The organism is Aliirhizobium cellulosilyticum, from assembly GCF_014198105.1.
In the GTDB taxonomy this organism is placed as follows: Bacteria; Pseudomonadota; Alphaproteobacteria; order Rhizobiales; family Rhizobiaceae; genus Neorhizobium; species Neorhizobium cellulosilyticum.
This window is the reverse complement of the sequence record NZ_JACIGW010000004.1, coordinates 376147-398227: the sequence shown is the minus strand read 5'-3', so window position 1 is coordinate 398227 and position 22081 is coordinate 376147. Positions and strand designations below refer to the sequence as shown.

At 58.4% G+C, this 22081-nt stretch carries 18 protein-coding genes; 11 read left to right on the top strand and 7 right to left on the bottom strand.

Annotation, left to right across the window (positions count from 1 at the left end; translation table 11 throughout):
* Nucleotides 1-44 precede the first annotated feature (44 nt).
* Nucleotides 45-2141, bottom strand: coding sequence for a bifunctional rhamnulose-1-phosphate aldolase/short-chain dehydrogenase (locus tag GGE33_RS18980; RefSeq protein ID WP_183826572.1), 2097 nt, complete (start codon nucleotides 2139-2141; stop codon nucleotides 45-47).
* Nucleotides 2142-2339: 198 nt separating this feature from the next.
* Between GGE33_RS18980 and GGE33_RS18975 the strand changes: the two genes are divergently transcribed.
* From GGE33_RS18975 to GGE33_RS18945, 7 genes are all read left to right on the top strand, one after another.
* Nucleotides 2340-3158 carry a DeoR/GlpR family DNA-binding transcription regulator gene (locus GGE33_RS18975; protein WP_148146745.1) on the top strand — a complete coding sequence of 273 codons (819 nt, stop codon included), beginning with the start codon at nucleotides 2340-2342 and terminating at the stop codon, nucleotides 3156-3158.
* A 53-nt stretch (nucleotides 3159-3211) separates the two neighbouring features.
* A complete protein-coding gene (gene rhaS / locus GGE33_RS18970; RefSeq protein WP_183826569.1) occupies nucleotides 3212-4219 on the top strand; it encodes a rhamnose ABC transporter substrate-binding protein in 1008 nt (335 codons plus the stop codon).
* 105 nt (nucleotides 4220-4324) lie between these two features.
* The gene (locus GGE33_RS18965; protein WP_246436270.1) at nucleotides 4325-5851 is read left to right on the top strand and encodes a sugar ABC transporter ATP-binding protein; all 1527 of its coding nucleotides are present in this window, start codon (nucleotides 4325-4327) and stop codon (nucleotides 5849-5851) included.
* A gap of 10 nt (nucleotides 5852-5861) precedes the next feature.
* Nucleotides 5862-6851 carry an ABC transporter permease gene (locus tag GGE33_RS18960; RefSeq protein ID WP_183826563.1) on the top strand — a complete coding sequence of 330 codons (990 nt, stop codon included), beginning with the start codon at nucleotides 5862-5864 and terminating at the stop codon, nucleotides 6849-6851.
* 14 nt (nucleotides 6852-6865) lie between these two features.
* On the top strand, nucleotides 6866-7870 hold the full coding sequence (locus tag GGE33_RS18955) for an ABC transporter permease (RefSeq protein ID WP_148147059.1): 1005 nt from the start codon (nucleotides 6866-6868) through the stop codon (nucleotides 7868-7870).
* Nucleotides 7867-8187: an L-rhamnose mutarotase gene (rhaM, locus tag GGE33_RS18950; protein WP_183826560.1), complete on the top strand. Its 321-nt coding sequence runs from the start codon at nucleotides 7867-7869 to the stop codon at nucleotides 8185-8187. The genes GGE33_RS18955 and rhaM overlap by 4 nt, the downstream gene beginning before the upstream one ends.
* On the top strand, nucleotides 8184-9554 hold the full coding sequence (locus tag GGE33_RS18945) for an FGGY-family carbohydrate kinase (protein WP_183826557.1): 1371 nt from the start codon (nucleotides 8184-8186) through the stop codon (nucleotides 9552-9554). Before rhaM ends, GGE33_RS18945 begins: the two co-directional genes overlap by 4 nt.
* 547 nt (nucleotides 9555-10101) lie before the next feature.
* Here the strand turns inward: GGE33_RS18945 and GGE33_RS18940 are convergent.
* Nucleotides 10102-11133, bottom strand: coding sequence for a GlxA family transcriptional regulator (locus tag GGE33_RS18940; protein ID WP_183826553.1), 1032 nt, complete (start codon nucleotides 11131-11133; stop codon nucleotides 10102-10104).
* A gap of 105 nt (nucleotides 11134-11238) precedes the next feature.
* Here GGE33_RS18940 and bcoG point away from each other — a divergent pair, with 105 nt between their 5' ends.
* Nucleotides 11239-12141 carry a 3-dehydrocarnitine:acetyl-CoA trimethylamine transferase BcoG gene (gene bcoG, locus GGE33_RS18935; RefSeq protein WP_183826550.1) on the top strand — a complete coding sequence of 301 codons (903 nt, stop codon included), beginning with the start codon at nucleotides 11239-11241 and terminating at the stop codon, nucleotides 12139-12141.
* A 184-nt stretch (nucleotides 12142-12325) separates the two neighbouring features.
* Nucleotides 12326-13819, top strand: a complete 1494-nt coding sequence (locus tag GGE33_RS18930; RefSeq protein ID WP_183826547.1) for a carnitine 3-dehydrogenase — start codon at nucleotides 12326-12328, stop codon at nucleotides 13817-13819.
* A gap of 141 nt (nucleotides 13820-13960) precedes the next feature.
* On the opposite strand, the gene GGE33_RS18925 is transcribed toward GGE33_RS18930, so the two are convergent.
* The 5 genes from GGE33_RS18925 to GGE33_RS18905 form a co-directional block, all read right to left on the bottom strand.
* On the bottom strand, nucleotides 13961-16141 hold the full coding sequence (locus GGE33_RS18925) for a malate synthase G (RefSeq protein WP_183826544.1): 2181 nt from the start codon (nucleotides 16139-16141) through the stop codon (nucleotides 13961-13963).
* Between the two features lie 104 nt (nucleotides 16142-16245).
* A complete protein-coding gene (locus GGE33_RS18920; RefSeq protein WP_183826541.1) occupies nucleotides 16246-17157 on the bottom strand; it encodes a LysR family transcriptional regulator in 912 nt (303 codons plus the stop codon).
* Between the two features lie 319 nt (nucleotides 17158-17476).
* Complete coding sequence (locus GGE33_RS18915) at nucleotides 17477-18091, bottom strand: flavin reductase family protein (RefSeq protein WP_183826538.1); 615 nt, start codon at nucleotides 18089-18091, stop codon at nucleotides 17477-17479.
* 81 nt (nucleotides 18092-18172) lie between these two features.
* Nucleotides 18173-19021: a transporter substrate-binding domain-containing protein gene (locus GGE33_RS18910; RefSeq protein WP_246436248.1), complete on the bottom strand. Its 849-nt coding sequence runs from the start codon at nucleotides 19019-19021 to the stop codon at nucleotides 18173-18175.
* 264 nt (nucleotides 19022-19285) lie between these two features.
* The gene (locus GGE33_RS18905; protein WP_210303769.1) at nucleotides 19286-20194 is read right to left on the bottom strand and encodes a LysR family transcriptional regulator; all 909 of its coding nucleotides are present in this window, start codon (nucleotides 20192-20194) and stop codon (nucleotides 19286-19288) included.
* Between the two features lie 234 nt (nucleotides 20195-20428).
* Here GGE33_RS18905 and GGE33_RS18900 point away from each other — a divergent pair, with 234 nt between their 5' ends.
* Nucleotides 20429-20575 (top strand): hypothetical protein, encoded by a 147-nt coding sequence (locus GGE33_RS18900; protein ID WP_183826532.1) that lies wholly within the window; start codon nucleotides 20429-20431, stop codon nucleotides 20573-20575.
* A 4-nt stretch (nucleotides 20576-20579) separates the two neighbouring features.
* On the top strand, nucleotides 20580-21995 hold the full coding sequence (locus GGE33_RS18895) for an amidohydrolase family protein (protein WP_183826529.1): 1416 nt from the start codon (nucleotides 20580-20582) through the stop codon (nucleotides 21993-21995).
* The last annotated feature ends 86 nt before the right edge of the window (nucleotides 21996-22081 follow it).

Below are 22081 nucleotides of genomic sequence, written 5' to 3'. Positions count from 1 at the left end.
GACCTGCCACCGGGATCAAATTCCACGGTAGCAGGCAGATGTGCTTAGCGGGTAAAACTCTGGGCGTTACCGGCATCGACATTGATGATGTTGCCGGTCGATTTGGCCGAGAGGTCCGAGGCGAGGAAGTAGATCGCTTCGGCAATGTCTTCAGGGAAGACGTTGAGCTTGAGCATCGAACGCTTGCGGTAATGTTCCTCCAGCTCGGTCACGTCGATCTTGGAAGACGTGGCCCGCTGTTCGCGCCACTCGCCGCTCCAGATTTTCGAGCCGCGCAGAACGGCATCCGGATTGACGGTGTTGACGCGGATGCCGGCATCCGCCCCTTCCAGCGCCAGACAACGGGCGAGATGGATCTCGGCAGCCTTGGCCGTGCAATAGGCGGACGCATTGGGCGAGGAAGCCAAGCCGTTCTTGGAGGCGACGAAGACGACATTGCCGCCGATCTTCTGGCGACGGAACAGGCGGAAGGCCTCGCGCGAGACGAGGAAATAACCTGTTGCCAGAATGTCGATATTCTTGTTCCACATCGCAAGCGTAGTGTCTTCCACCGGTGCCGAAGAGGCGATGCCGGCATTGGAGACGAGAATATCGACGCCGCCGAATTCGACGGAGGCTTCGACAAAGGCCTTTGCCACCGCATTTTCATCGGTCACATCCAGCTTGACGCCACGTACGGCGTCGGCACCGAAGCGCTTGGCAAAATCCGCTTCCGTTTCCGTGAGCGCGTTCTGGTCAATATCCGCCAGAACCACGCAGGCACCCTCGCCGATCAGACGGGTTGCGGTGGCGCGGCCGATGCCGCCGGCACCGCCGGTGACGAATGCTACCTGTCCTGCCAGGCTTTTCGGCTTCGGCATGCGCTGCAGCTTCGCCTCTTCCAGCAGCCAGTATTCGATATCGAAGGCTTCCTGTTCCGGCAGTCCCTGATATTCGGAAACGGTCGAAGCGCCGCGCATGACATTGATTGCATTGACATAAAACTCGCCGGCAATACGCGCGGTCGCCTTGTCCTTGGCGAATGAGAGCATGCCGACGCCCGGAACCAGGAAGATGACCGGGTTGGGGTCACGCATTTTCGGCGAGTTGTCGTGCTTGCAGGTCTCGTAATAACGGGTGTAATCAGCGCGGTAATCTTCCAGCGCCTTGTCCAGACCGGCAACCACTGCATCCGCATCCGGCTTGGAAGGATCGAAATCGACGATCAGCGGGCGGATTTTCGTGCGCAGGAAATGGTCCGGGCAGGATGTGCCGAGTGCGCCGAGCGGTGCGAGGTTCTTCGAATTGACGAATTCGAGCACGGCATCCTGATCATCGAAATGACCGAGCTTGCGTTCCGCCTTGCCGATACGGCCGCGGATTTCCGGCATCAGTTTTGCGGCAATGTCGCGGCGTTCTTCCGCACCGAGGCTCTTTGTAACGGCACCGCCGAAGATCGTCTTGCCTTCGGTCTGCTTGGCAAACCACTCGATCGCCTTGTTGATGATCTCCAGCGTCAGAAGATAGCAATCCTTGGCGTCATCGGCCCAGGTGAACAGGCCGTGGCTTTCGAGAACCACACCCTTGGCGGTCGGATTGGCCTTGACGAAAGCTTCGAGATCCAGCCCGAGCTGGAAACCGGGACGGCGCCAGGGGAGCCAACCGATATCGCTGCCGAAAATCTGCTGGGTCAGTTCCTTCGAATTCTTCGAAGCGGCGATCGCGATGATCGCATCCGGATGCATGTGGTCGACATGCGTAAACGGCACGAAACCGTGCAGCGGCGTATCGATTGATGCGGCGCGCGGATTGAGGTTGAAGGTGCAATGCGGCAGGAAGCCGACCATGCGGTCTTCATCTTCGACACCCTTGTAGATACCCTTCAGCGCTTCCAGCTTGTCCATGTAGAGAGTGGAGAAGCCATCAAGCTTGATGGTGCCGACATCGCCGCCGGAACCCTTGACCCACATGACCTTGACCTTTTGACCGGTCAGCGGATCGGTTTCCATGACCTTGGCGGACGTGTTGCCGCCGCCGTAATTGGTGATGCGTTTGTCGCTGCCCAGAAGATTGGAGCGATAAAGCAGCTTGCCTGGCTCATCAAGCTTGGCAGCGTAAGCATCATCCCAGCGGTTATCGAGAAGGCGGATTTGGCCCGACATGTCGTCCTCCCTGACGGTATTTTGTGACGACGCTGGTCCTCCTGCGCCGTTTGTGCGACAGGATATCGCGCGATGTTTGGTCGCTTGTCAATCGTAATTGATCAAGTTCGATCATGTTGCGTTGCGGTAAAATCAATCTTGATCGTTTATGATTGACAACTTTAGGAAACTGATAATAGTTGGCCTCAGGAGGAGACCATGCACGAACGCGAACGACATCGCATAATCTTGAGCGCGATCCAGGAAAAGCCTGTGATCACGGTGCAGGATATTGCCGATCTGACGGATGCGTCCGAGGCGACGATCCGCCGGGATATCGCGTCCCTGCATGTTCAAGGCAAGCTGCGCCGGGTGCGCGGCGGGGCGGAGGCGGTGCATCCGCCGCAGATCGGTCAGCTGGCGGCGCGATCGTTCCGCGTGTCGGAATCGGTCAATATCGATAAGAAACGCTCAATTGCGCGACAGGCCGTCGATCTGTGTGACGAAGGTGAATCGATCATCATCAATGGCGGAACGACGACGTTCCAGATGGTGCATTACATGGCTGCGCGCCGGATGCAGGTGATGACGAATTCCTTCGCGATCGCGGAACATCTGGTCAAGCATTCCAAGAACAATGTGACGGTGCCGGGCGGCACGATCTATCGTGAACAGAGCCTCATCCTGTCGCCTTTCGACAATGACGCAATCCGCAATTTCTACGCTCGCCGCATGTTTATCGGCGCGCAAGGGATTGGCCCTCTCGGGATCATGGAGCCGGATGCACTGGTGATCCAGAGCGAGCAGAAATTGATGAGCCAGGCCGAAGAACTGGTGGTTATGGTCGATTCATCGAAATTCCAGCGGCGGTCGAGCATGATCCTGTGTCCGCTGGAGCGCGTGACGACCATCATCACCGATGACGGCGTCTCGGAGGATGCGAAACGCATGGTGGAGGATGCCGGCGTGACGCTGATTATCGCCGGTATGGCAGGTGCTGCACATAAGGGTGAGGAAGATACCCCGTCGGTCGCATAAGGCGTCGACGGGAGGAAATGGACATAAGTTCAATCTTTGGGAGGAGAATTGGCATGAAACTTTCGAAACAACTGGCGAAGAAGCTGGCTCTTGGCGCGGCATTGGCCGTTGCCATGATGTCGTCTGCGGCGAATGCTGCCGACATGAAGATCGCACTTGTGGTGAAATCGCTCGGTAACGGCTTCTTTGAAGCCGCCAACAAGGGCGCACAGGAAGCGGCGAAGGAACTCGGCGGCGTCGAGATCATCTATACAGGCCCGACCTCGACGACGGCGGAAGGCCAGATCGAAGTGATCAATTCGCTGATCGCTCAAGGCGTCGATGCAATCGCCATTTCCGCCAACGATCCGGATGCGGTCGTGCCGGCGCTGAAGAAGGCGGCGCAGCGTGGCATCAAGGTTATCTCCTGGGATAGCGGCGTGGCACCCGAAGGCCGTATCCTGCAGCTCAACCCGTCTTCGAGCGAGCTGATCGGCAAGATGTGCCTGCAGCTTGCAGCCAGCCATCTTGAAGGCGGCAAGGGCGATTTCGCCATTCTGTCCGCCACCACCACCTCGACCAACCAGAATATCTGGATCGGCGAGATGAAGAAGCAGCTGAAGGATTTCCCCGGTCTCAACCTCGCCACTACGGTTTATGGTGACGACCTTGCCGACAAGTCCTATCGTGAAGCCCAGGGTCTTTTGACCTCGCAGCCGAACGTCAAGGTCATCGTCGCGCCGACCACGGTCGGCGTGCTGGCGGCATCCCAGGCGGTCAAGGATGCCGGCAAGATCGGCCAGGTCTATGTGACCGGTCTTGGTCTTCCATCCGAAATGGCGGGCGCCATCAAGTCCGGTGCGACCAAGGAATTCGCCATCTGGAACCCGATCGATCTCGGCTACAGCGCCACCCAGATCTCCTATCATCTGGTGAAGGGTGACGCCGACGGCAAGCCGGGTTCGGAAATCCCTGCCGGCCGCATGGGCAAGATCAAGATCGGTGACAACGGCGAGGCCGCGATGGCCGATCCGTTCATCTACGACGCCAAGAATATCGACGAGTTCTCTAAGATCTTCTGATCCCTCCCGGGACTTCAAGGTCCGGCGCCGCCAGCTTTTTGGCGCCGGACCAGCGATGACTTCCAATTGGCAGATATGATGATGACCGCAGTTGAACGGACGGGCATGGAGATGGCGCCTATTCAGGATTCGAGATCCGCGGACCGGACGACGATCCTGGAAATGCGTGGAATTTCCCAGATTTTTCCCGGTGTTAAGGCGCTGGATGGCGTCAATATCTCGCTTCATCCGGGTGAAGTGACTGCCCTGATCGGCGAGAACGGCGCGGGGAAGTCGACGCTGGTGAAGATCCTTACCGGGATCTATGTGCCGAGCGAAGGCGAGATCCTGATCGATGGGCAGCCGGTCAGCTTCTCAAGCGCGCAGGATGCCGTCGATGCAGGTGTCACCGCCATCCATCAGGAGACAGTGCTGTTCGACGAATTGTCGGTGGCGGAGAACATTTTTCTTGGGCATGCGCCGCGCACCCGTTTCGGTCTGATCGACTGGAAGGTGATGAATGCGCGCGCTGCCGAATTGCTTCACGCGCTGGAAAGCGAGATCGACCCGACTATACGGCTAAAAGATCTTTCGATTGCGCAACGGCATCTGGTGGCGATTGCCCGGGCGCTGTCGGTCGAGGCACGCATCGTCATCATGGACGAGCCGACCGCTGCCCTTTCCCGCAAGGAGATTGACGATCTGTTTCGCATTGTCGAGGGCTTGAAGAAACAGGGCAAGGCGATCCTGTTCATCAGCCACAAGTTCGACGAGGTTTACGAGATCGCGGAGAATTTCGCGGTGTTTCGCGATGGCCGGGCTGTGGGTCACGGGCGACTTTCCGAGACACCGCAGGATACGATCGTGCGGATGATGGTGGGCCGCGATGTTTCTAACATCTTTCCCAAGGTCGAGGTGGCGATCGGTAAGACCGTGCTTTCGGTCGAGAATTACTGCCACCCGACGGAATATCGCGACATCTCTTTCGATTTGAAGCGCGGCGAAATTCTCGGTGTTTATGGCTTGGTCGGTGCCGGTCGTTCGGAAATATGCCAGTCGCTGTTCGGCGTGACGCGGCCGTCTTCCGGTCAATTGGTGCTAGAGGGCGAGACGATTTCCATTCGCTCGCCGCGCGATGCGATTGCCGCCGGTATTGTTTATGTGCCGGAAGAGCGCGGTCGCCACGGGCTGGCGCTGCCCATGCCGATCTTTCAGAACATGTCGCTGCCCTCGCTGGCGCGCACCTCGCGATCCGGTTTCCTTAAGGCCGCCAATGAACTGGCGCTGGCGCGCAAATATGCCGAACGGCTGGATCTGCGTGCCGCAGCCCTTTCCGTACCTGTTGGTACGCTTTCGGGTGGCAACCAGCAGAAGGTGGTGATCGGCAAATGGCTGGCGACGCTGCCGAAGGTGATCATTCTCGACGAACCGACCAAGGGGATCGATATCGGCTCCAAGGCGGCGGTGCATGGTTTTATCAGCGAACTGGCCGCCGAAGGCCTGTCGATCATCATGGTCTCTTCCGAACTGCCTGAAATTCTTGGCGTGTCGGATCGGGTGCTGGTGATGCGCGAAGGTTTGTCGGCCGGGATATTCGAGCGCTCGCAGTTGAGCGCCGAGACGCTGGTGCGCGCCGCCACCGGAAATGCCTGAGGACGCAGAGATGAAGAAACTTCTGAAACACCGCGAGCTGCTTCTGGTCGGCATTATCGCCATCATGGTGGCGGGTTTTGCCACTCGTGCCCCCGGTTTTGCAACGCCCGGAAATCTCGCCAATATCTTCAACGACACATCGATCCTGATCATTCTGGCGCTCGGCCAGATGACGGTGATCCTGACCAAGTCGATCGACCTTTCGGTTGCTGCCAATCTCGCCTTTACCGGCATGGCGGTGGCGATGTTGGATGCTGCCTATCCCGGCATGCCGCTGGCGCTGCTGGTTATTCTGGCTGTGGGTATCGGTGCGGCTCTGGGCGCCATCAACGGCATGCTTGTCTGGTGGCTGCGGATCCCGCCGATTGTCGTGACGCTCGGCACGCTCACCATTTATCGCGGCATGGCCTTCGTGCTGTCGGGTGGAGCATGGGTGAATTCGCACCAGATGACGCCCGGTTTCCTCAACTTCCCTCGCCTGCCCGTTCTGGGTATGCCGCTTCTGTCATGGATGGCGATCGGCATCGTGCTGATGATGTGGGTGGTGCTGACGCGAACGCAGTTCGGCCGCGCGACCTATGCTTCCGGCGGCAACCCGACCGCGGCGGTGTATGCTGGTATCGATATCGGCCGGACACGGTTTTTCGCCTTCACCCTTTCGGGCGCGCTGGCTGGATTGGCCGGATATCTCTGGGTGTCGCGTTATGCGGTGGCCTATGTCGATGTCGCGGCCGGTTTCGAACTCGATACGGTGGCGGCCTGCGTCATCGGCGGTATCTCGATTGCCGGTGGCATCGGTACGGTCGCCGGTGCCGTGCTTGGGGCGCTGTTTCTCGGCGTGATCAAGAACGCCCTGCCCGTCATTGGCATCTCGCCCTTCGCGCAGATGGCGATTTCCGGCATCGTCATCGTCGCCGCCGTTGTTTTCAATGCCCGCGCCGAACGCAAGGCCGGGCGCATTATCCTGCGCGACCGTGGCGCCAAGGAGGTTTCCGCATGAGCGACACCCGCGACATGAGTGCTGAAACCAGAACCCGTTCCGCCATTCCCGATCGGCTCGGCACGCCGGTGAGCCGGCTGCTCGGCAGCTGGGAAGTGCTGCTGTTCGGCGTGGCAATCGCGATCTTCATCGCCAATTCCTTCGCCTCTCCTTACTTCCTCAACGCCTGGAACCTTTCCGACGCGACGTTCAATTTCACCGAAAAGGCGATGATCGCCTTTGCCATGGCGATGCTGATCATTGTCGGTGAGATCGATCTTTCGGTTGCTGCGATCATTGCGCTCGCCTCCACCGCCATGGGGGCAGCAGCCCAGATGGGGATTGGTGCGCCGGGGCTGGTGGCGGTCGGCATCAGTGTCGGGCTTGTCTGCGGTGCGATCAATGGCACGCTGGTCTCGGTGCTGAAACTGCCCTCGATCGTCGTCACCATCGGCACGATGAGCCTGTTTCGCGGGATTTCCTACATCACACTCGGTGACCAGGCCTATGGCAAATATCCGGCCGATTTCGCCTACTTCGGGCAGGGTTATGTCTTCTGGGTCTTCTCGTTCGAATTCGTGCTGTTCATCGTGCTCGCCATCATCTTCGGCATCGTGCTGCACGCCACCAATTTCGGCCGTCAGGTTTTCGTCATCGGCAATAACGAATTTGCGGCACGTTTTTCCGGCATTCCGGTCGAGCGGATCAAGTTCAAGCTGTTTCTGCTGACCGGCCTGATGTCTGGCATTGCTGCGGTCTGCCTGACTTCACGACTGGGCTCCACCCGCCCCTCGATCGCTCAAGGCTGGGAACTGGAGATCGTCACCATGGTCGTGCTCGGCGGCGTCTCCATTCTCGGCGGCGCGGGCACGATTGCCGGCGTCGTCATCGCGGCCTTCGTCATGGGCCTCGTCACCTTCGGGCTCGGTCTTCTCAACGTGCCGGGCATCGTCATGTCGATCTTTGTCGGCCTTCTTCTGATCATCACCATCGCGCTTCCCATCGTGGTGCGCCGCATCAGGTTCATGAGTACAAAATGATTTTAGAGAAATACGCATTCAAGATGAAACTGAACCCCGGCATGGAGGCCGAATATCGCAAGCGCCATGACGAGATCTGGCCGGAACTGAGCGCGCTTCTGCGCGAGGCGGGTGTGCGGGATTATTCCATCCATCTCGACCGCGAGACAAACACGCTGTTCGGCGTGCTGTCGCGGCCGGTCGACCATTCAATGGCGAGCCTGCCGGAGCATCCGGTGATGAAGCGGTGGTGGGCGCATATGGCGGATATCATGGAGAGCAATCCGGACAATTCGCCGGTTCAGAGCGATCTGGTCACGGTGTTTCATCTGCAATGAGTGCATTCGAAAGGATCGCCGTCCTCGATATCGGCAAGACCAATGCAAAGGTCGTGATCTTCGATGCCGCGAGCGGCGCGGAAATCGAGATGCGGCGCATGCCAAACCGGGTTCTCTCAGGCCCGCCCTACCCTCATTATGATGTCGAAGCGCTCTGGGCTTTTCTGCTTGAGACGCTGGCCGATTTCGCCAAGGCGCCGGGCTTCGATGCCATTTCGATCACGACACACGGCGCTGCGGCTGCGTTGATCGATGCGGATGGGCAATTGGCCTTGCCGGCTCTCGATTACGAGCATCAGTATCCCGAAGATATCCAGCGGGCTTACGACGAGATCCGCCCGGATTTTGCCGAGACCTTTTCGCCGCGTCTGTCCGGTGGACTTAATCTGGGTGCCCAGATCCATTATCAGAAGTCGGTCTTTCCCGAGGCGTTTTCGCGCGTCCGGGCGATCCTGACCTACCCGCAATATTGGGCCTACAGGCTGACCGGTGCCGCTGCCAACGAGGTGACGTCGCTCGGTTGCCATACGGATCTCTGGAGGCCCCATGAGGGACGTTATTCCTCGCTCGTCGATGTGTTGGATATTCGTGACCTGATGGCTCCGGTGCATTCGGCCTTTGATCAGGTCGGTATGGTCCGCGCTGATATTGTTTCGGGAATTTCCCTGTCCGAACCTGTGCCGGTGTTTTGCGGCATTCACGATTCCAACGCTTCCCTTTTGCCGTACCTTACGGAAAGGGACGCATCATTCGCTGTGGTTTCGACGGGTACATGGGTCATCAATTTCGCCGTTGGCGGCGATGTGGACCGGCTGGATATGATGCGCGACGCATTGGCGAATGTCGACGCATACGGACGTGTCGTCCCCTCGGCCCGTTTCATGGGTGGCCGGGAGTTCGAAATTCTGACAGGCGAACTGGGCATTCTGGATCAGGATCGGGCAAGGGCCGCATTGCCTGGCGTTATCGGGAAACGCCTGATGCTGTTGCCGAACGTCGTTCCCGGATCAGGGCCGTTCCCGGGGCGCGAGCGAAAATGGGTGAATGGGCAGAGCGCGTCTGCTGATGAGCGATGGGCTGCGGCCTGTCTCTATTTTGCGCTGATGACGGAGACCTGCCTTGATCTGGCAGGCGGCAGGGGGCCTATCCTCGTCGAAGGACCGTTTGCTCTCAACGCGCTCTATCTCAGTCTATTGTCCAGCCTGACGGGCAGGGGAGTATTTGCCGTTCCGGGTTCGACCGGCACGAGCCAGGGGGCGGCTCTGTTGGCGGGCATCAAGCCGGCTGACCGCCGTGGCGTTCCGGCCGTTGCAATCGATGGCGTCGGCCTTTCTGGTTACAGGGCGGATTGGCTCGCCAGCGTTTGAGCCTTGCGCTGGCCGGATAGGGTGCGGAGAGCCCAGTTGCCGGATGAGGCTGTTGACAGCTGTCAACAGCGATCCGCTTTATTGCTTTGGGGGCGGGTCAGGCGGGGGACGCGCTGCCTATCGGTCTTGGTTCCGATATGTCACAGTCTTTCGTAGGATTGCGCGTCTCGCCCCCGGCAATAGGGGAGGGGCATCTTTCCGAGCTGCGCCGAAGCTGTGCTGATTGATACGTCAGGGGAGGGCTGTTGACAGCTGTCAACGTCTTCCGCAGGTGCCGGAAAAACAAGGCTTTTGATAACCGGGATCGCATATTTTCAGACGATGCTCTTAAGCCTATAATACGAATCAGCAGGATTTGCCTGCATCGAGCCTTCAGCCAGATATGGTTAACTATCCGGTAGCGAAACGAAACGTTTGATTAGGTTTCGTATCGTGTTGCTGACGTCTATTTTTCAAGAAGTTAGCCTGTCGGGATTTTCCGCATAACGATGTGATCTCGACACCATCTGTCCCATATCCAGGCTATGCCCAAGGGTTTCACGATCCGTTAACGGACAGGCTGCTGCGGCTCCATCTTTCGTGCTCGAGACACGTTTGGCTGTAGGCTCAGCTCTCCGTGTCCGATCGCAGGTTTCAGTCGGCGGCGTGTCTCGCTGGGGCTTTCGGCGTAACTGGCGCGGTAGCTGCGCGAAAACGCCGAAGCGGAGTTGAAGCCGGTTTCGGCGGCAATATCGGCAAAGCTCGCTCTGGTCTCGATCACCTTTCGACGAGCGGCGTTGAGGCGGAGTGCGAGATAGTGGGTATGAGGCGCGACACCCATCGTCTGGTGAAAGAGATCCTGAAGGTGGCGGATGCTGACGCCCGATCGTCTGGCAAGTTTTGACAGAGAGAGCGGTGCCTCGACCGTCTTCTGCATGAGCTTCACTGCAGCCTGTACGCGCGGGTCGATTTTTCCCGTGCTGCTGATGAGCGGATGATCGGGACGATCTTTTTCGCTGCGCTCCTGTTCGTAAATGAACAGCCTCGATATTTCGAGCGCCAGTGAATAGCCGTTGGTGCGGCGGATCAGTTCCAGCATGAGGTCGAGCGTCGGGAGAGGCCCACCGGTGGTGATACGCTTGGCGTCGATGACGAACCGCTCGCGGACCATGGTGACCTGCGGGTAGGCGCGGGAGAAATCGTCGAAATCCTCCCAATGGCTGGTAGCCGAAAAACCGTTGAGCAGACCGGCTTCGGCAAGGATGAAAGCGCCGCTCTCTATGCCGGCGATCGATGTCCGGTGGCGGGCGGTGCGCGACAGGAGAAATTTCAGTTCGCGGGTTGCCGCGCTTTTCCAGTTGTAACTGGCCAGAACAAAAAGCGGATCGGTTTCGCGGGCAGGGCGGAATGGGCCTGAGACAGGTGCGGGGATGCCGGATGTCGTCTCGACCGGTCGGCCGTCAGGAGAGTAGATCGTCCAGCGGTAGAGATTTCGCCCGGCGATACGGTTTGCAGCGCGTAAGGGCTCGATGACCGAGGATAGCAGAATGAGGTTGGTTTCAGGCAGGAGGAGAATGTCGATATGCTGGTTATCATCCATGCGCTTCCCTTTGCAGCATTCCGAAAATGTATAGAGCAGCGCCGATAGTGGAAAGCATTTTCCTTTTCCCTCGCTCGTAATGGCGGCAGCGAAAAGGAGGGAACAATGCCGCTCGAGATGAACCGCGAGGTCTTCATTACCTGTGCCGTGACCGGTGCCGGCGATACGACCGGAAAATCCGGTCACGTTCCGATCACCCCGAAAGAGATTGCGGACTCGGCTATCGATGCCGCCAGGGCAGGGGCGGCGGTGGTTCACTGTCACGTTCGAAACCCCGAGACCGGGGCAGCGGCGCGCAACCTCGAACTCTACAGGGAAGTCACCGATCGCATTCGGTCTGCTGATGTGGATGTCGTGTTGAACCTGACGGCTGGCATGGGTGGCGATCTGGTCTTCGGCAATGTCGAGGCGCCATTCCCTTATAATCCCGATGGCACCGATATGGCGGGTGCGACCGAGCGTGTTGCGCATGTGGGCGACTGCCTGCCGGAAATCTGCACGCTTGATTGCGGCACAATGAACTTTTCACTCGGCGATTACGTGATGACCAACACGCCTTCGATGCTGCGCGAAATGGCGCGGCAGATGACGGCGCTCGGCGTGCGTCCCGAGATCGAAGCCTTCGATACCGGTCACCTGTGGTTCGCCAAGCAACTGGTGGAGGAGGGGCTGATCGAGGACCCGGTGCTGATCCAGCTCTGCATGGGCATTCCCTGGGGTGCGCCGGACGATCTCAACACATTCATGGCAATGGTCAACAACGTGCCGAAGAGCTGGACCTTTTCGGCCTTCTCGATCGGCCGAAATGCGCTTGCCTATCCGGCGGCCGCGGTTCTTGCCGGCGGCAATGTCCGGGTTGGGCTTGAGGACAATCTCTACGCCGGCAAGGGGCAGCTCGCCACCAATGCGCAGCTTGTGGAGAAGGCTGTCGGGGTGATCGAGGGCATGGGGGCGAAGATCATCGGGCCGGATGCGGTGCGCGAGAAGCTGAAGCTGGTGAAGCGGTAGAGGTCGGGGTGTGCCCCTCATCCGCCTGACGGCACCTTCTCCCCGCGTGCGGGGAGAAGGACAGGTGTCGCAACGTCTCCGTTCCTCTCGAAAGTTGAGCAGGGCACGTCCCCTCTCTCCGCTTGCGGGGAGAGGGTTAGGGTGAGGGGCAGTGGTTAGGCCGGACGAAACAAGGGAAGAATTCATGACTACCATCCAGAAGGCCGCCTGTATCGGCGGGGGCGTGATCGGCGGGGCATGGGCGGCCCGTTTCCTGCTCGGCGGGATAGACGTGTCGATGTACGATCCGCATCCGGAAGCCAAACGTATCGTCGGCGAGGTACTGGCGAATGCCGAGCGCGCCTATGCCATGCTGACCATGGCGCCGCTGCCGCCGAAGGGAAGGCTGACCTTCTGCGAGAGCGTGGAAGAGGCTGTCGCAGGGGCTGACTGGATTCAGGAAAGCGTACCCGAGCGCGTCGACCTCAAGCGCAACGTGCTCACCGAGATCGACAGATATGCCGATCCGGAAGCGCTGATCGGTTCGTCGACCTCGGGCATCATGCCGACCGAACTGCAACGTGACATGCAGCATCCCGAGCGGATGTTCGTCGCCCATCCCTATAACCCGGTTTATCTTCTGCCGCTGGCCGAACTGGTCGGTGGGGAACGGACCTCGGCCGAAACGCTGGAACGCGCCAGAGACAGGCTTGCACCGATCGGGATGAAGGGCGTCATCCTGAAAAAGGAGATAGAGGCGTTTGTCGGCGACCGGCTGCTGGAAGCCATATGGCGCGAGGGGCTGTGGCTGATCCATGACGACATCTGCGATACCGAGACGCTTGATGACGTGATCCGCTATTCCTTCGGCATGCGCTGGGCTCAGATGGGCCTGTTCGAAACCTATCGGATTGCCGGCGGCGAGGCGGGCATGCGCCATTTTCTCGCGCAGTTCGGCCCCTGCCTTTCATGGCCCTGGACGAAGCTGACGGATGTGGTCGATCTCGATGATGCGCTGGTCGACAAGATCGCCGCGCAATCGGACGCGCAGTCCGGCGCTCGCGGCATACGCGAGCTTGAGCGTATCCGCGACGAGAACCTGATCGGCATCATGCAGGCTCTCAAGGCGGGAGATGGCGGAAAGGGCTGGGGTTCTGGGAAGGTGCTGGCCGATTTCGAAAAGCTTCTCTGGGCAAAGGGTGGCGGCAGGAAGGATGCGCCGGACATTTCGCAGCCGTTGCGCCTGGTCGATACAAGGGTAAGCGCTGCATGGGTGGATTATAACGGTCACATGACTGAACACCGTTATCTGCAGGTTTTCGGCGACACGTCCGATGCGCTTTTGCGGCTGATCGGTGTCGACTTCGCCTATGTCGAAGGGGGACACAGCTATTATACGGTCGAGACCCATATCCGGCATCTCGGCGAGGCAAAGCTCGGGCAGGTGCTTTATGCAACGCTGCAGGTGCTCGGCTTCGATGAAAAACGCATCCGGTATTTTACCACCATTCATGATGCGCAGAGCGGCGAGGTGCTTGCGACAGCCGAGCAACTGATGCTGCATGTGAGTGCCAAGGCCGGCAAGTCTTCCGCCGCACCGCCGGAAATTCTGGCCAGACTTGCGCCCATAGCAAACACTCATGCCAGGCTGCCGGTGCCGCAAGGGGTAGGGCGGTCCGTGGGGCAGAAGGTCATGTAGGGTGCGGTTACGTCCAACAAGCGATCCTTCTTGCCAGATCAGGGAAACGGCCTGATCCGGTAAGGACGCCACAATTGCGAAACCGAAAAAGCCGCCGAGGACATTCCCGGCGGCTTTTTGCTCATTGGAGGTGGCTCTGGATCAACCGGCCTTTGCCTTCAGCTCCAGCCTGCGACGGTGAAGGACCGGCTCGGTGTAACCATTCGGCTGCTCGCGCCCCTTCAGAACCAGATCGAGTGCCGCCTCAAACGCGATAGAGCCGTCGAAGTCTTTTGCCATCGGACTATAGAGCGGATCACCGGCGTTCTGGCCATCGACCACCTTTGCCATGCGCTTCATCGTCTCGACGATCTGGTCTTCGGTCACGACCTTGTGGTGCAGCCAGTTGGCCATGTGCTGGGCCGAGATGCGCAGGGTCGCGCGGTCCTCCATCAGGCCGACATTATTGATGTCCGGCACCTTGGAGCAGCCGACGCCCTGGTCGATCCAGCGCACGACATAACCGAGAATACCTTGTGCATTGTTGTCGAGTTCGCGGCTGATTTCCTCCGGCGTCCAGTTGGGGCGCGGCGCCACCGGCACGGAAAGAATGTCGGAAAGCTTGGCTCGGGCACGGCTCTTCAGGCTCTTCTGAACTGCTGCCACATCGACCGTGTGATAGTGGGTAGCATGCAGCGTTGCCGCCGTCGGTGACGGAACCCAGGCGGTATTGGCGCCCGCCTTCGGGTGGCCGATCTTCTGCTCAAGCATCGCCGCCATGAGGTCGGGCATCGCCCACATGCCCTTGCCGATCTGGGCATGGCCGGAAAGACCGCATTCGAGCCCGATATCGACATTCCAGTTCTCATAGGCCGCGATCCATGCAGCCTGTTTCATGTCACCCTTGCGGATCATCGGGCCGGCTTCCATCGAGGTATGGATTTCGTCGCCGGTGCGGTCGAGGAAGCCGGTGTTGATGAAGACGACACGATCCTTCGCAGCCCGGATCGCTTCCTTGAGGTTGACCGTCGTGCGACGCTCCTCGTCCATGATGCCCATCTTGATGGCATTCCTGGGCAGGCCGAGCGCCTCTTCCACGCGCGAAAAAATTTCGGCGGCGAAGGCTACTTCTTCCGGCCCGTGCATCTTTGGTTTCACCACATAAATCGAGCCAAGCCGTGAATTCTTCCTGCGGCCCTTAGGGCCGCCGGTCCGGCCGATATCGTGGATGGCGATCAATGCGGTGACCATTGCATCCATGATGCCCTCCGGCACCTCAGCGCCGTCGCGATCGAGGATGGCCGGGTTTGTCATCAGATGGCCGACATTGCGAACCAGCATCAGCGATCGGCATTTGAGCTCGAAACTCGAGCCGTCCGGTGCCGTATAGTCAAGATCAGGATTGAGCTTGCGGGTGAATGTCTTACCCCCTTTGGACACCTCTTCCGTCAGATCGCCCTTCATCAGGCCGAGCCAGTTGCGGTAGACGACGACCTTGTCTTCGGCATCGACGGCTGCGACCGAATCCTCGCAGTCCATAATCGTGGTAATCGCCGATTCAACCCAGACATCCGAGATATGTGCCGGATCTTGCCTGCCGATTGCGGTCGTCGCATCGACCAGGATCTCGACATGGAGATTGTTCTTCTTCAGGAGGATCTGCGTCGGCGCCGCAGCTTTACCCAGATAGCCGGCAAATTGAGCCGGATCGGTGAGCCCCGTTACCTGTCCATCGGTGAGCGTCACGAACAGGGCCGAGGCATCAATCTTGAATGACGCAACATCGTTCCAGCTCGCGCCGGAGAGCGGTGCAGAGCGATCAAGAAAATCGCGCACCCAGGCAATGACTTTCGCACCGCGGACCGGATTGTATCCCTTGCCCTTATCGGCGCCCTCGTTTTCCGGGATCGCATCGGTACCGTAAAGCGCATCATAGAGCGAACCCCAGCGAGCATTGGCAGCATTCAGGGCGTAGCGGGCATTCATCACCGGCACGACCAACTGAGGGCCGGCGATAGTGGCGATTTCCGGATCGACGTTTTCTGTCGAAACCTGGAAATCGGGGCCTTCGGGCAGAAGGTAGCCGATCTCACGGAGAAAGGCCTCGTAGGCCGCCATATCGCTCGGGGCACCGTTCTTCCGGTACCAGTCGTCTATCTGAGCCTGGAAGGCATCGCGCTTGACGAGAAGGGTGCGGTTTTTCGGAGCCAGCTCGTGGACGATCGCCGAGAACTGCTCGAAAAAGCGATCGGTATCGACGCCCGTATCGGGAAGAGCTTCCTCCACCAAAAAGCGATAGAGTTGCTCGTCAATCTGAAGACCGGCGATTTCCTTGCGTGCCATACGGTTTCTCCCCTAAAACGTTTCTATTCTGCGAAAGATGGCGGCGAATGATTGGTAATTACAACAGACATCAATGAAAATGACTTGTTCCCAAAAGGATAAAATCATTTTTTTGAACCTGTCGTTTCCCAATAAGGTTCTGGTCCGTAGATCCGCTGAAGATGTTCCGAAAATGCGCGAACCTTTGGCGGAATGAACTGACGGCTGGGATAGACAGCCGAGACCGTTGTGTTTTGCGGCCCTTCGTAACCTGGAAGCACCTGCACCAGACGGCCTGTCGAAAGCTCCGTGCCGATATCCCACGTGGAGCGCAACGCTATGCCAAGTCCGGAAATCACCGCTTCACGGACAACTTCGCTGGAATTCGTCTTCAGTTTGCCCTCGGGACGATAGGTGAGAGGTCCTTCCGGCCCATCCAGTCGCCAGGGCTCCCCGTTGTGTGCCGGCAGGCATGTGTGATTTGCAAGCTCCCGCATTGTTTTTGGAACGCCGAACCTCTCGAGATATTCTGGAGAGGCGCAGAGTATCCGTCGGGTTGCCGCCAGTTTTCGCGCGACCAGTCCGGAATCCTTGAGAGCGGAGATACGGATGGCGAGATCATAGCCTTCACTGATGATATCCGTGAAGGCGTCAGACAACACGAGCTCTACAGAAACATTCGGATAAAGCTCCATAAAGCCTCTGAGATGCGGTGCTACATGCATTCGCCCGAAAGAAGTCGGGGCACTTACCCTCAACTCGCCCGCGATTTCTGCGGAACGTCCCGAAACGAAATTCTCGGCTTCCTGCACGCTTGCCAGAATCTCGATAACACGCTCGTAAAATGCTTGCCCCGTCTCGGTGACCGCGATCTGTCGGGTCGTTCTCTGGAGTAGTCGTACCCCTAGTGAAGTTTCAAGACGCTTGATCGCCTTGGAGACGACGGCAGGAGAAAGGCCGAGAATGCGGCCGGTCTCCGACATGCTGCGCGTCGACGCGACCTTGGCGAAAATCTGGAGATCGCCCAAGTCTTTCATCGATATTTTCTCCCCGCCAGAATAAATAATTTACATTATTTCCCATAGCGGACCTTAGAGGATTGCACCAGATTTCGATTTCGTGCACGAACCCTGCCGAATTCTGGAAGTCTTGTGGTGTTGGTTGTCAAGCGTCTTGAGGAATAGCGCTCCATCAGCGACGCTGACCGCACTTACCGGCGTGTCGCAGCAGCATTGTTGCCAGTCCCATGCCTATGTTTGGCGTGTGCCTTCAAGATTCCGGCGCCCGAGGGCGGACACATCCAGATGAAATCCCACATCGTTCCAACCAAGGGTGTCCCCGGTTGGAACGTAGATTTCACAGGGTGGGCGGCTTGATATCGAAGCAGTCTCGCGTGGTTGAATAGGCGCTACCTCCCATCCTTCCAACGGCGTCGAGTGCCATCGGGTCTATGTGGAAACGCTCGTTGATGATGTCGCTTCGCAGTCGTGCGGCGACGATCTCGCCAAGAATAATTTCTCGCGATTTACCCAGGTCGATGAAGCTATGCAGCCTGCATTCCAGTGCCGCGGGAGATTCAGCGATTGCTGGAGACGCGACCTTGATGCCCGTACGAAGGGTCAATCCCGCCATTTCGACTTCGTTGACATGTTCGTCAAACGGGAAAGCGGTGGTGTTCATTGCATCTGCGAGCGAATGGGAGACTATGTTCACCGTAAAAACGCCGACATCGCGAATGTTGCGAGCGGTGTCCTTTGAACGGCCATCGGCTCGGTATTCGATGCCTAGGCCGATGATCGGCGGATCGGAACTGAGGCAACCGAAAAAGCTGTAAGGGGCTGCATTGGGCCGGCCACCGGCATCGACCGTCGTTACCCAGGCGATTGGCCTGGGTACGATCGTGCCTATCATGATCTTGTATTTGTCGCGCGGCTCTATTTCCGAAAAATCGATGGTAATCGTGTCTGTCATTGACCTGCTTGAATTCCTTAAAGATATCCCTTCGGCCATGATGACGGCCGAAGGGAAAGAAGGCTTGCCTTTCGGCGGCTATTACTGGCCTGCGTCGATTTTCACCTCGGCCATTGCTTGTCTTTCCAGGCCGTACTTCTTGAGCAGGGACATATAGGTACCGTCCTTGATGAGTGAGGTGATTGCTCCCGCCACCGCGTCACGCATGGCCGGGTCTTTCTTGCTAACGGCAAGACCGAAAAGTGTCTCGATCAGCGGATCGCCGACGAGAACATAGGTGTCAGGCTCGTCTCGCATTAGGTGGCTTACATATTCCGGGCCAAGCACGGCGGCATCGAGACGACCCTGCTTGAGATCCAGGCGCGCCGCAGTGGCCCCTTGCGTGCCGTTCACGGTCATGGCCGCCTTGCCGGCGCCGACGCAATTCTTTTCATTCCATGCTTTTGTAGCAGGGAAATAATTCGTTGAACTGGGCGCTCCCACGGTCAATCCGCAGAGGTCGGCACCGGTCTTCAACTTTTGTGCATTGGCAACAGTCGTGAAGGGCTGTGCCCCGGTGCGCAGATAATCCACGAATGTCATTTTCTCGCGGCGGCTCGGAAGATCGCTGATCGCAGTTCCCACAAGATCGACGCGCCCAACTTCCAAGGCGGTCGCCAACTGTTCGAAACTCAGTTCTTCCCATTTGACCTCAATACCCATTTTTTGGGCCATTGCGGTGACCAGGTCGACATTGAAGCCAAGTCGTTCATTGGTCTTCGGGTTCCGATAGGCCATCGGCGGATAGGTCGATTCGATCGCGACAATTATGTTGCCTTTTTCCTTCAGTGCTGGCGGCACGACAAGTTCCGAGGCATTCGAGGTGTATGGAGCAAGCAGTGTCGCGGCGAGAAAAACGGCCGGGGCGAATATTGATTTTGCACTTTTCATATCTGTTCCCATTTTTTCTTTGTCACAGAGTATCCGGCCGCTAGCGTTGCCGGACTGGTATGCGTGGAAAGAATGCGAATGAGAATTTTTTCAGCCCAACGAATTAATTTCGTAGAATCTAGTCGCATTTGGACTAGATCGGGCTGACGTGATGAAAACCGGGCGGTTGGCAAGGATGTCTATTCGCGCGCCGAATAATCCTGCCCGATTTATTATAGTCAGGGCCAAAAGTACTCAGGGAGTGCGACCGCGTGAATAGAAGGCTCAAACCTGCGTATTCCGTGTGGCGTGTTGTTCCATCGCGACCCTAACGCTTCGAAGAAAGGCTCTTGCAACACGCGATAATGGCCTTTTCCCTGATTGCACGGCCGACGCACTGACCTCGCAGGACGTGCTGAGCGGGCGCACCACGATCGCATCCTGTTGTACACAGAGCGGCGATAAAGGATCGACGATCGCAACCCCTACCCCATTGCTGGCCAATATGCAGGCCGCGTGGCAATAGCGAACCTCGATCGAGAATTGATACGGCACGTTGGCCTTGTCGAAAATTGTGCGAACAAGATTTCCCATGCGCGTGTGACGGTCGAGCGCAATGAACGTGTGCTGTGCCAAATCCTCCGGCATGATGATGGTTTTATCCGCAAGTGGATGTCCAAGCGGCATGACGCAAACCATGCTGCCGGAGTAGAGCCGTTCGGTGTCAAGCATCGGCTGGTGCTCGCCCAGCGCCATGACAAAGCCCAGCTCTGCAATGCCGGCGTCGACGCTGTCCAGAACATGCTCCAATCGTCGTACATCGAAGGAGACCTTCACATTGGGCATATCGCGTCGGAACGCCGACAGCGCCTTGGGGATGATGCTGTAACCCATGGGTGGGGTCGCAATGATCCGCACATGGCCGGCCTTGTGTTCACGAAAGTCCTGCACCCGCAATTCAAGCGCGGCGTGCAGCGAGAAGATCGGCTCGGAGTCTTCATACAGCGAACGGGCTTCCATGGTCGGAAACAGGCGGTTGTTAATCCGCTCGAACAGGGGAAAGCCGAGTTGTGTTTCCAGATGCTTGATTGCATTGCTGACCGCTGGCTGAGAGAGCCCTAGCTCACGCCCCGCGCCTATCGTCGTTTCGTTGCGAATGACCGCCCGAAGCAGTTCCAGTTGACGCAGGTTCATATAATTTCGCTCGATATATCCATGCTATTCCATTCAATATGCAAATAGTATGCCGCATGGGAACTCATTCACCTATAATCACCTCGAATAGCAGGACGGTTTTTATAATAGCCGTCTCGACTGCCGTCATGAGCACCTCTCGGCTAAGCTATGGCAATCAGGTGCTCCGGATTTTGTGATCCTGCAAGTCCAGCGCCAAGTGCTTTGTCGGCTTCCTTTCCTCGAATAAAAGTCATGCAGATATTGATCATCAATCCGAACTCGTTGCTCGAAGCAACGGAGGCCATCGATGAAAGCATCGCGGAGATGCGCCTTGCGGGCGCGCCGCAACTGCGTGTCGAGAGGCCTGAGGACGGCGCGTTTTCACGATTAATGGAGTAAGGACATGCCGCAAGTGCCGCAGAAGGCAACCGGAACCACAGCCGTTTATGGCAGCTATGTCCTCGTTCGCGAGGAAGGCTTGCCGGTTGTCAAACGCGACCAGTGGGTGGTGATCGAAGGAGATCGCATCGCTGCCGTTTCCGCATCTCGGCCGGCGAGTGCCGATCATGTGCTCGACCGTCCCGGCCGGTTCATTCTTCCGGGGCTGTTGAACCTGCACAATCACTGCTTCTCCGAAGCTGTCGCCCGTACCCATGCGGAGGACGGTGGCGGTCGCAAGAATAGCCAGAGCGTCGTCTACAGCGTGCTTCTGCCTCTGACGAAAAGCGGCATCGACATCCTGACGCCCGAGGAGCGCATGGCGATCGGGCGTCTCGGCATCCTGCAGCTTCTCAAGGGTGGTGCGACGACGGTGATGGAACCGTTCCGCAACGGGATACCCGAAATGTTCGATGCGGCGCTCGAAATGGGACTGCGTTTCTATGGTGCTCCCTATCTGTTTTCCAGCGCCAATCCGAAGGCTGATGCAAAGGGCGTCGTGCAATATGATGTTGCTGACGCGTCAGGCAGCGATTCCGAGCGAGATCTTGCCACCTGGAACACTATCCACGGCAAATGGCATGGACTGGACGGCGGGCGTATCCAGGTCACAATGAGCCCGCATGCCACGGATACTTGCGATCCCGACCTGCTGCGGGCAGCTCACGCACGTGCCCGCGAACTCGGCGTCCAGGTGACCACACATCTTGCCCAGAGCGTGCGTGAAGTCGAAGTGATCGGCCAGCGTTACGACGGGCGTACCCCTGCGGAATATCTCGACTGGCTCGGCCTGCTCGGACCGGATCTTCTGGCAGCGCATTGCATTGCCTGCTCCGATACCGACCTCGACCTGATGGCAAAACGCGACATGACGGTTCTCAACTGCCCGCGCGTTTTCGCGCGCACCGGCAAGACGGCGGCCTTCTCCCGTTTCGCCGAAAAAGGCATTCGGACCGTGGTCGGCACTGACGGCTACAACATGGACCTGCTCGGAGAGATAAATGCGGCAGCAATGATTTCCAAGATCGTCTCCGGCGATGCGACCGTCGCATCCTCGCCGACGATGATCGATGCCGTGACGGCTCAGGCCGCGGCCGCGATCAAGCGCCCGGACCTCGGGGAAATCCGCCCCGGTGCCACCGCCGATTTGACGATAGTCGACATGACCCATCCTCATCTACAGCCGCTGTTCGATCCCATGAAGGCGCTTGTCGCGCTCGCCAACAGGGCCAACATCGACAGTGTCATCGTCGATGGCCGGGTTCTGGTCGAGAATGGCGGCTACACGCTGGGTGATGAGGCGGCAATCACCGCGGCAGGAAGTGCCGCTATCGCCCGCATATGGGACCTGCCGGAAGCCCGGGCGGCCTTCGCATCCTGATCCGGAGCGTTAGCCTCACTCGCTGACGCATTCAATTGACGAATGTCGGACGTGGGTCGGCAGTCAGTAGCGACATAAAAAAGGGA

Bases quoted from the DNA above. Each gene is read 5' to 3' on its own strand.
- GGE33_RS18930 (WP_183826547.1), top strand. From the start codon at position 12,326: ATGACTACCATCCAGAAGGCCGCCTGTATCGGCGGGGGCGTGATCGGC.
- rhaM (WP_183826560.1), top strand. From the start codon at position 7,867: ATGATTTTAGAGAAATACGCATTCAAGATGAAACTGAACCCCGGCATG.
- GGE33_RS18905 (WP_210303769.1), bottom strand. From the start codon at position 20,194: ATGAACCTGCGTCAACTGGAACTGCTTCGGGCGGTCATTCGCAACGAA.
- GGE33_RS18925 (WP_183826544.1), bottom strand. From the start codon at position 16,141: ATGGCACGCAAGGAAATCGCCGGTCTTCAGATTGACGAGCAACTCTAT.
- GGE33_RS18920 (WP_183826541.1), bottom strand. From the start codon at position 17,157: ATGAAAGACTTGGGCGATCTCCAGATTTTCGCCAAGGTCGCGTCGACG.
- GGE33_RS18895 (WP_183826529.1), top strand. From the start codon at position 20,580: ATGCCGCAAGTGCCGCAGAAGGCAACCGGAACCACAGCCGTTTATGGC.
- GGE33_RS18915 (WP_183826538.1), bottom strand. From the start codon at position 18,091: ATGACAGACACGATTACCATCGATTTTTCGGAAATAGAGCCGCGCGAC.
- GGE33_RS18940 (WP_183826553.1), bottom strand. From the start codon at position 11,133: ATGGATGATAACCAGCATATCGACATTCTCCTCCTGCCTGAAACCAAC.
- GGE33_RS18975 (WP_148146745.1), top strand. From the start codon at position 2,340: ATGCACGAACGCGAACGACATCGCATAATCTTGAGCGCGATCCAGGAA.
- GGE33_RS18965 (WP_246436270.1), top strand. From the start codon at position 4,325: ATGGAGATGGCGCCTATTCAGGATTCGAGATCCGCGGACCGGACGACG.
- bcoG (WP_183826550.1), top strand. From the start codon at position 11,239: ATGCCGCTCGAGATGAACCGCGAGGTCTTCATTACCTGTGCCGTGACC.
- GGE33_RS18945 (WP_183826557.1), top strand. From the start codon at position 8,184: ATGAGTGCATTCGAAAGGATCGCCGTCCTCGATATCGGCAAGACCAAT.
- GGE33_RS18910 (WP_246436248.1), bottom strand. From the start codon at position 19,021: ATGAAAAGTGCAAAATCAATATTCGCCCCGGCCGTTTTTCTCGCCGCG.
- GGE33_RS18980 (WP_183826572.1), bottom strand. From the start codon at position 2,141: ATGTCGGGCCAAATCCGCCTTCTCGATAACCGCTGGGATGATGCTTAC.
- GGE33_RS18955 (WP_148147059.1), top strand. From the start codon at position 6,866: ATGAGTGCTGAAACCAGAACCCGTTCCGCCATTCCCGATCGGCTCGGC.
- rhaS (WP_183826569.1), top strand. From the start codon at position 3,212: ATGAAACTTTCGAAACAACTGGCGAAGAAGCTGGCTCTTGGCGCGGCA.
- GGE33_RS18960 (WP_183826563.1), top strand. From the start codon at position 5,862: ATGAAGAAACTTCTGAAACACCGCGAGCTGCTTCTGGTCGGCATTATC.
- GGE33_RS18900 (WP_183826532.1), top strand. From the start codon at position 20,429: ATGCAGATATTGATCATCAATCCGAACTCGTTGCTCGAAGCAACGGAG.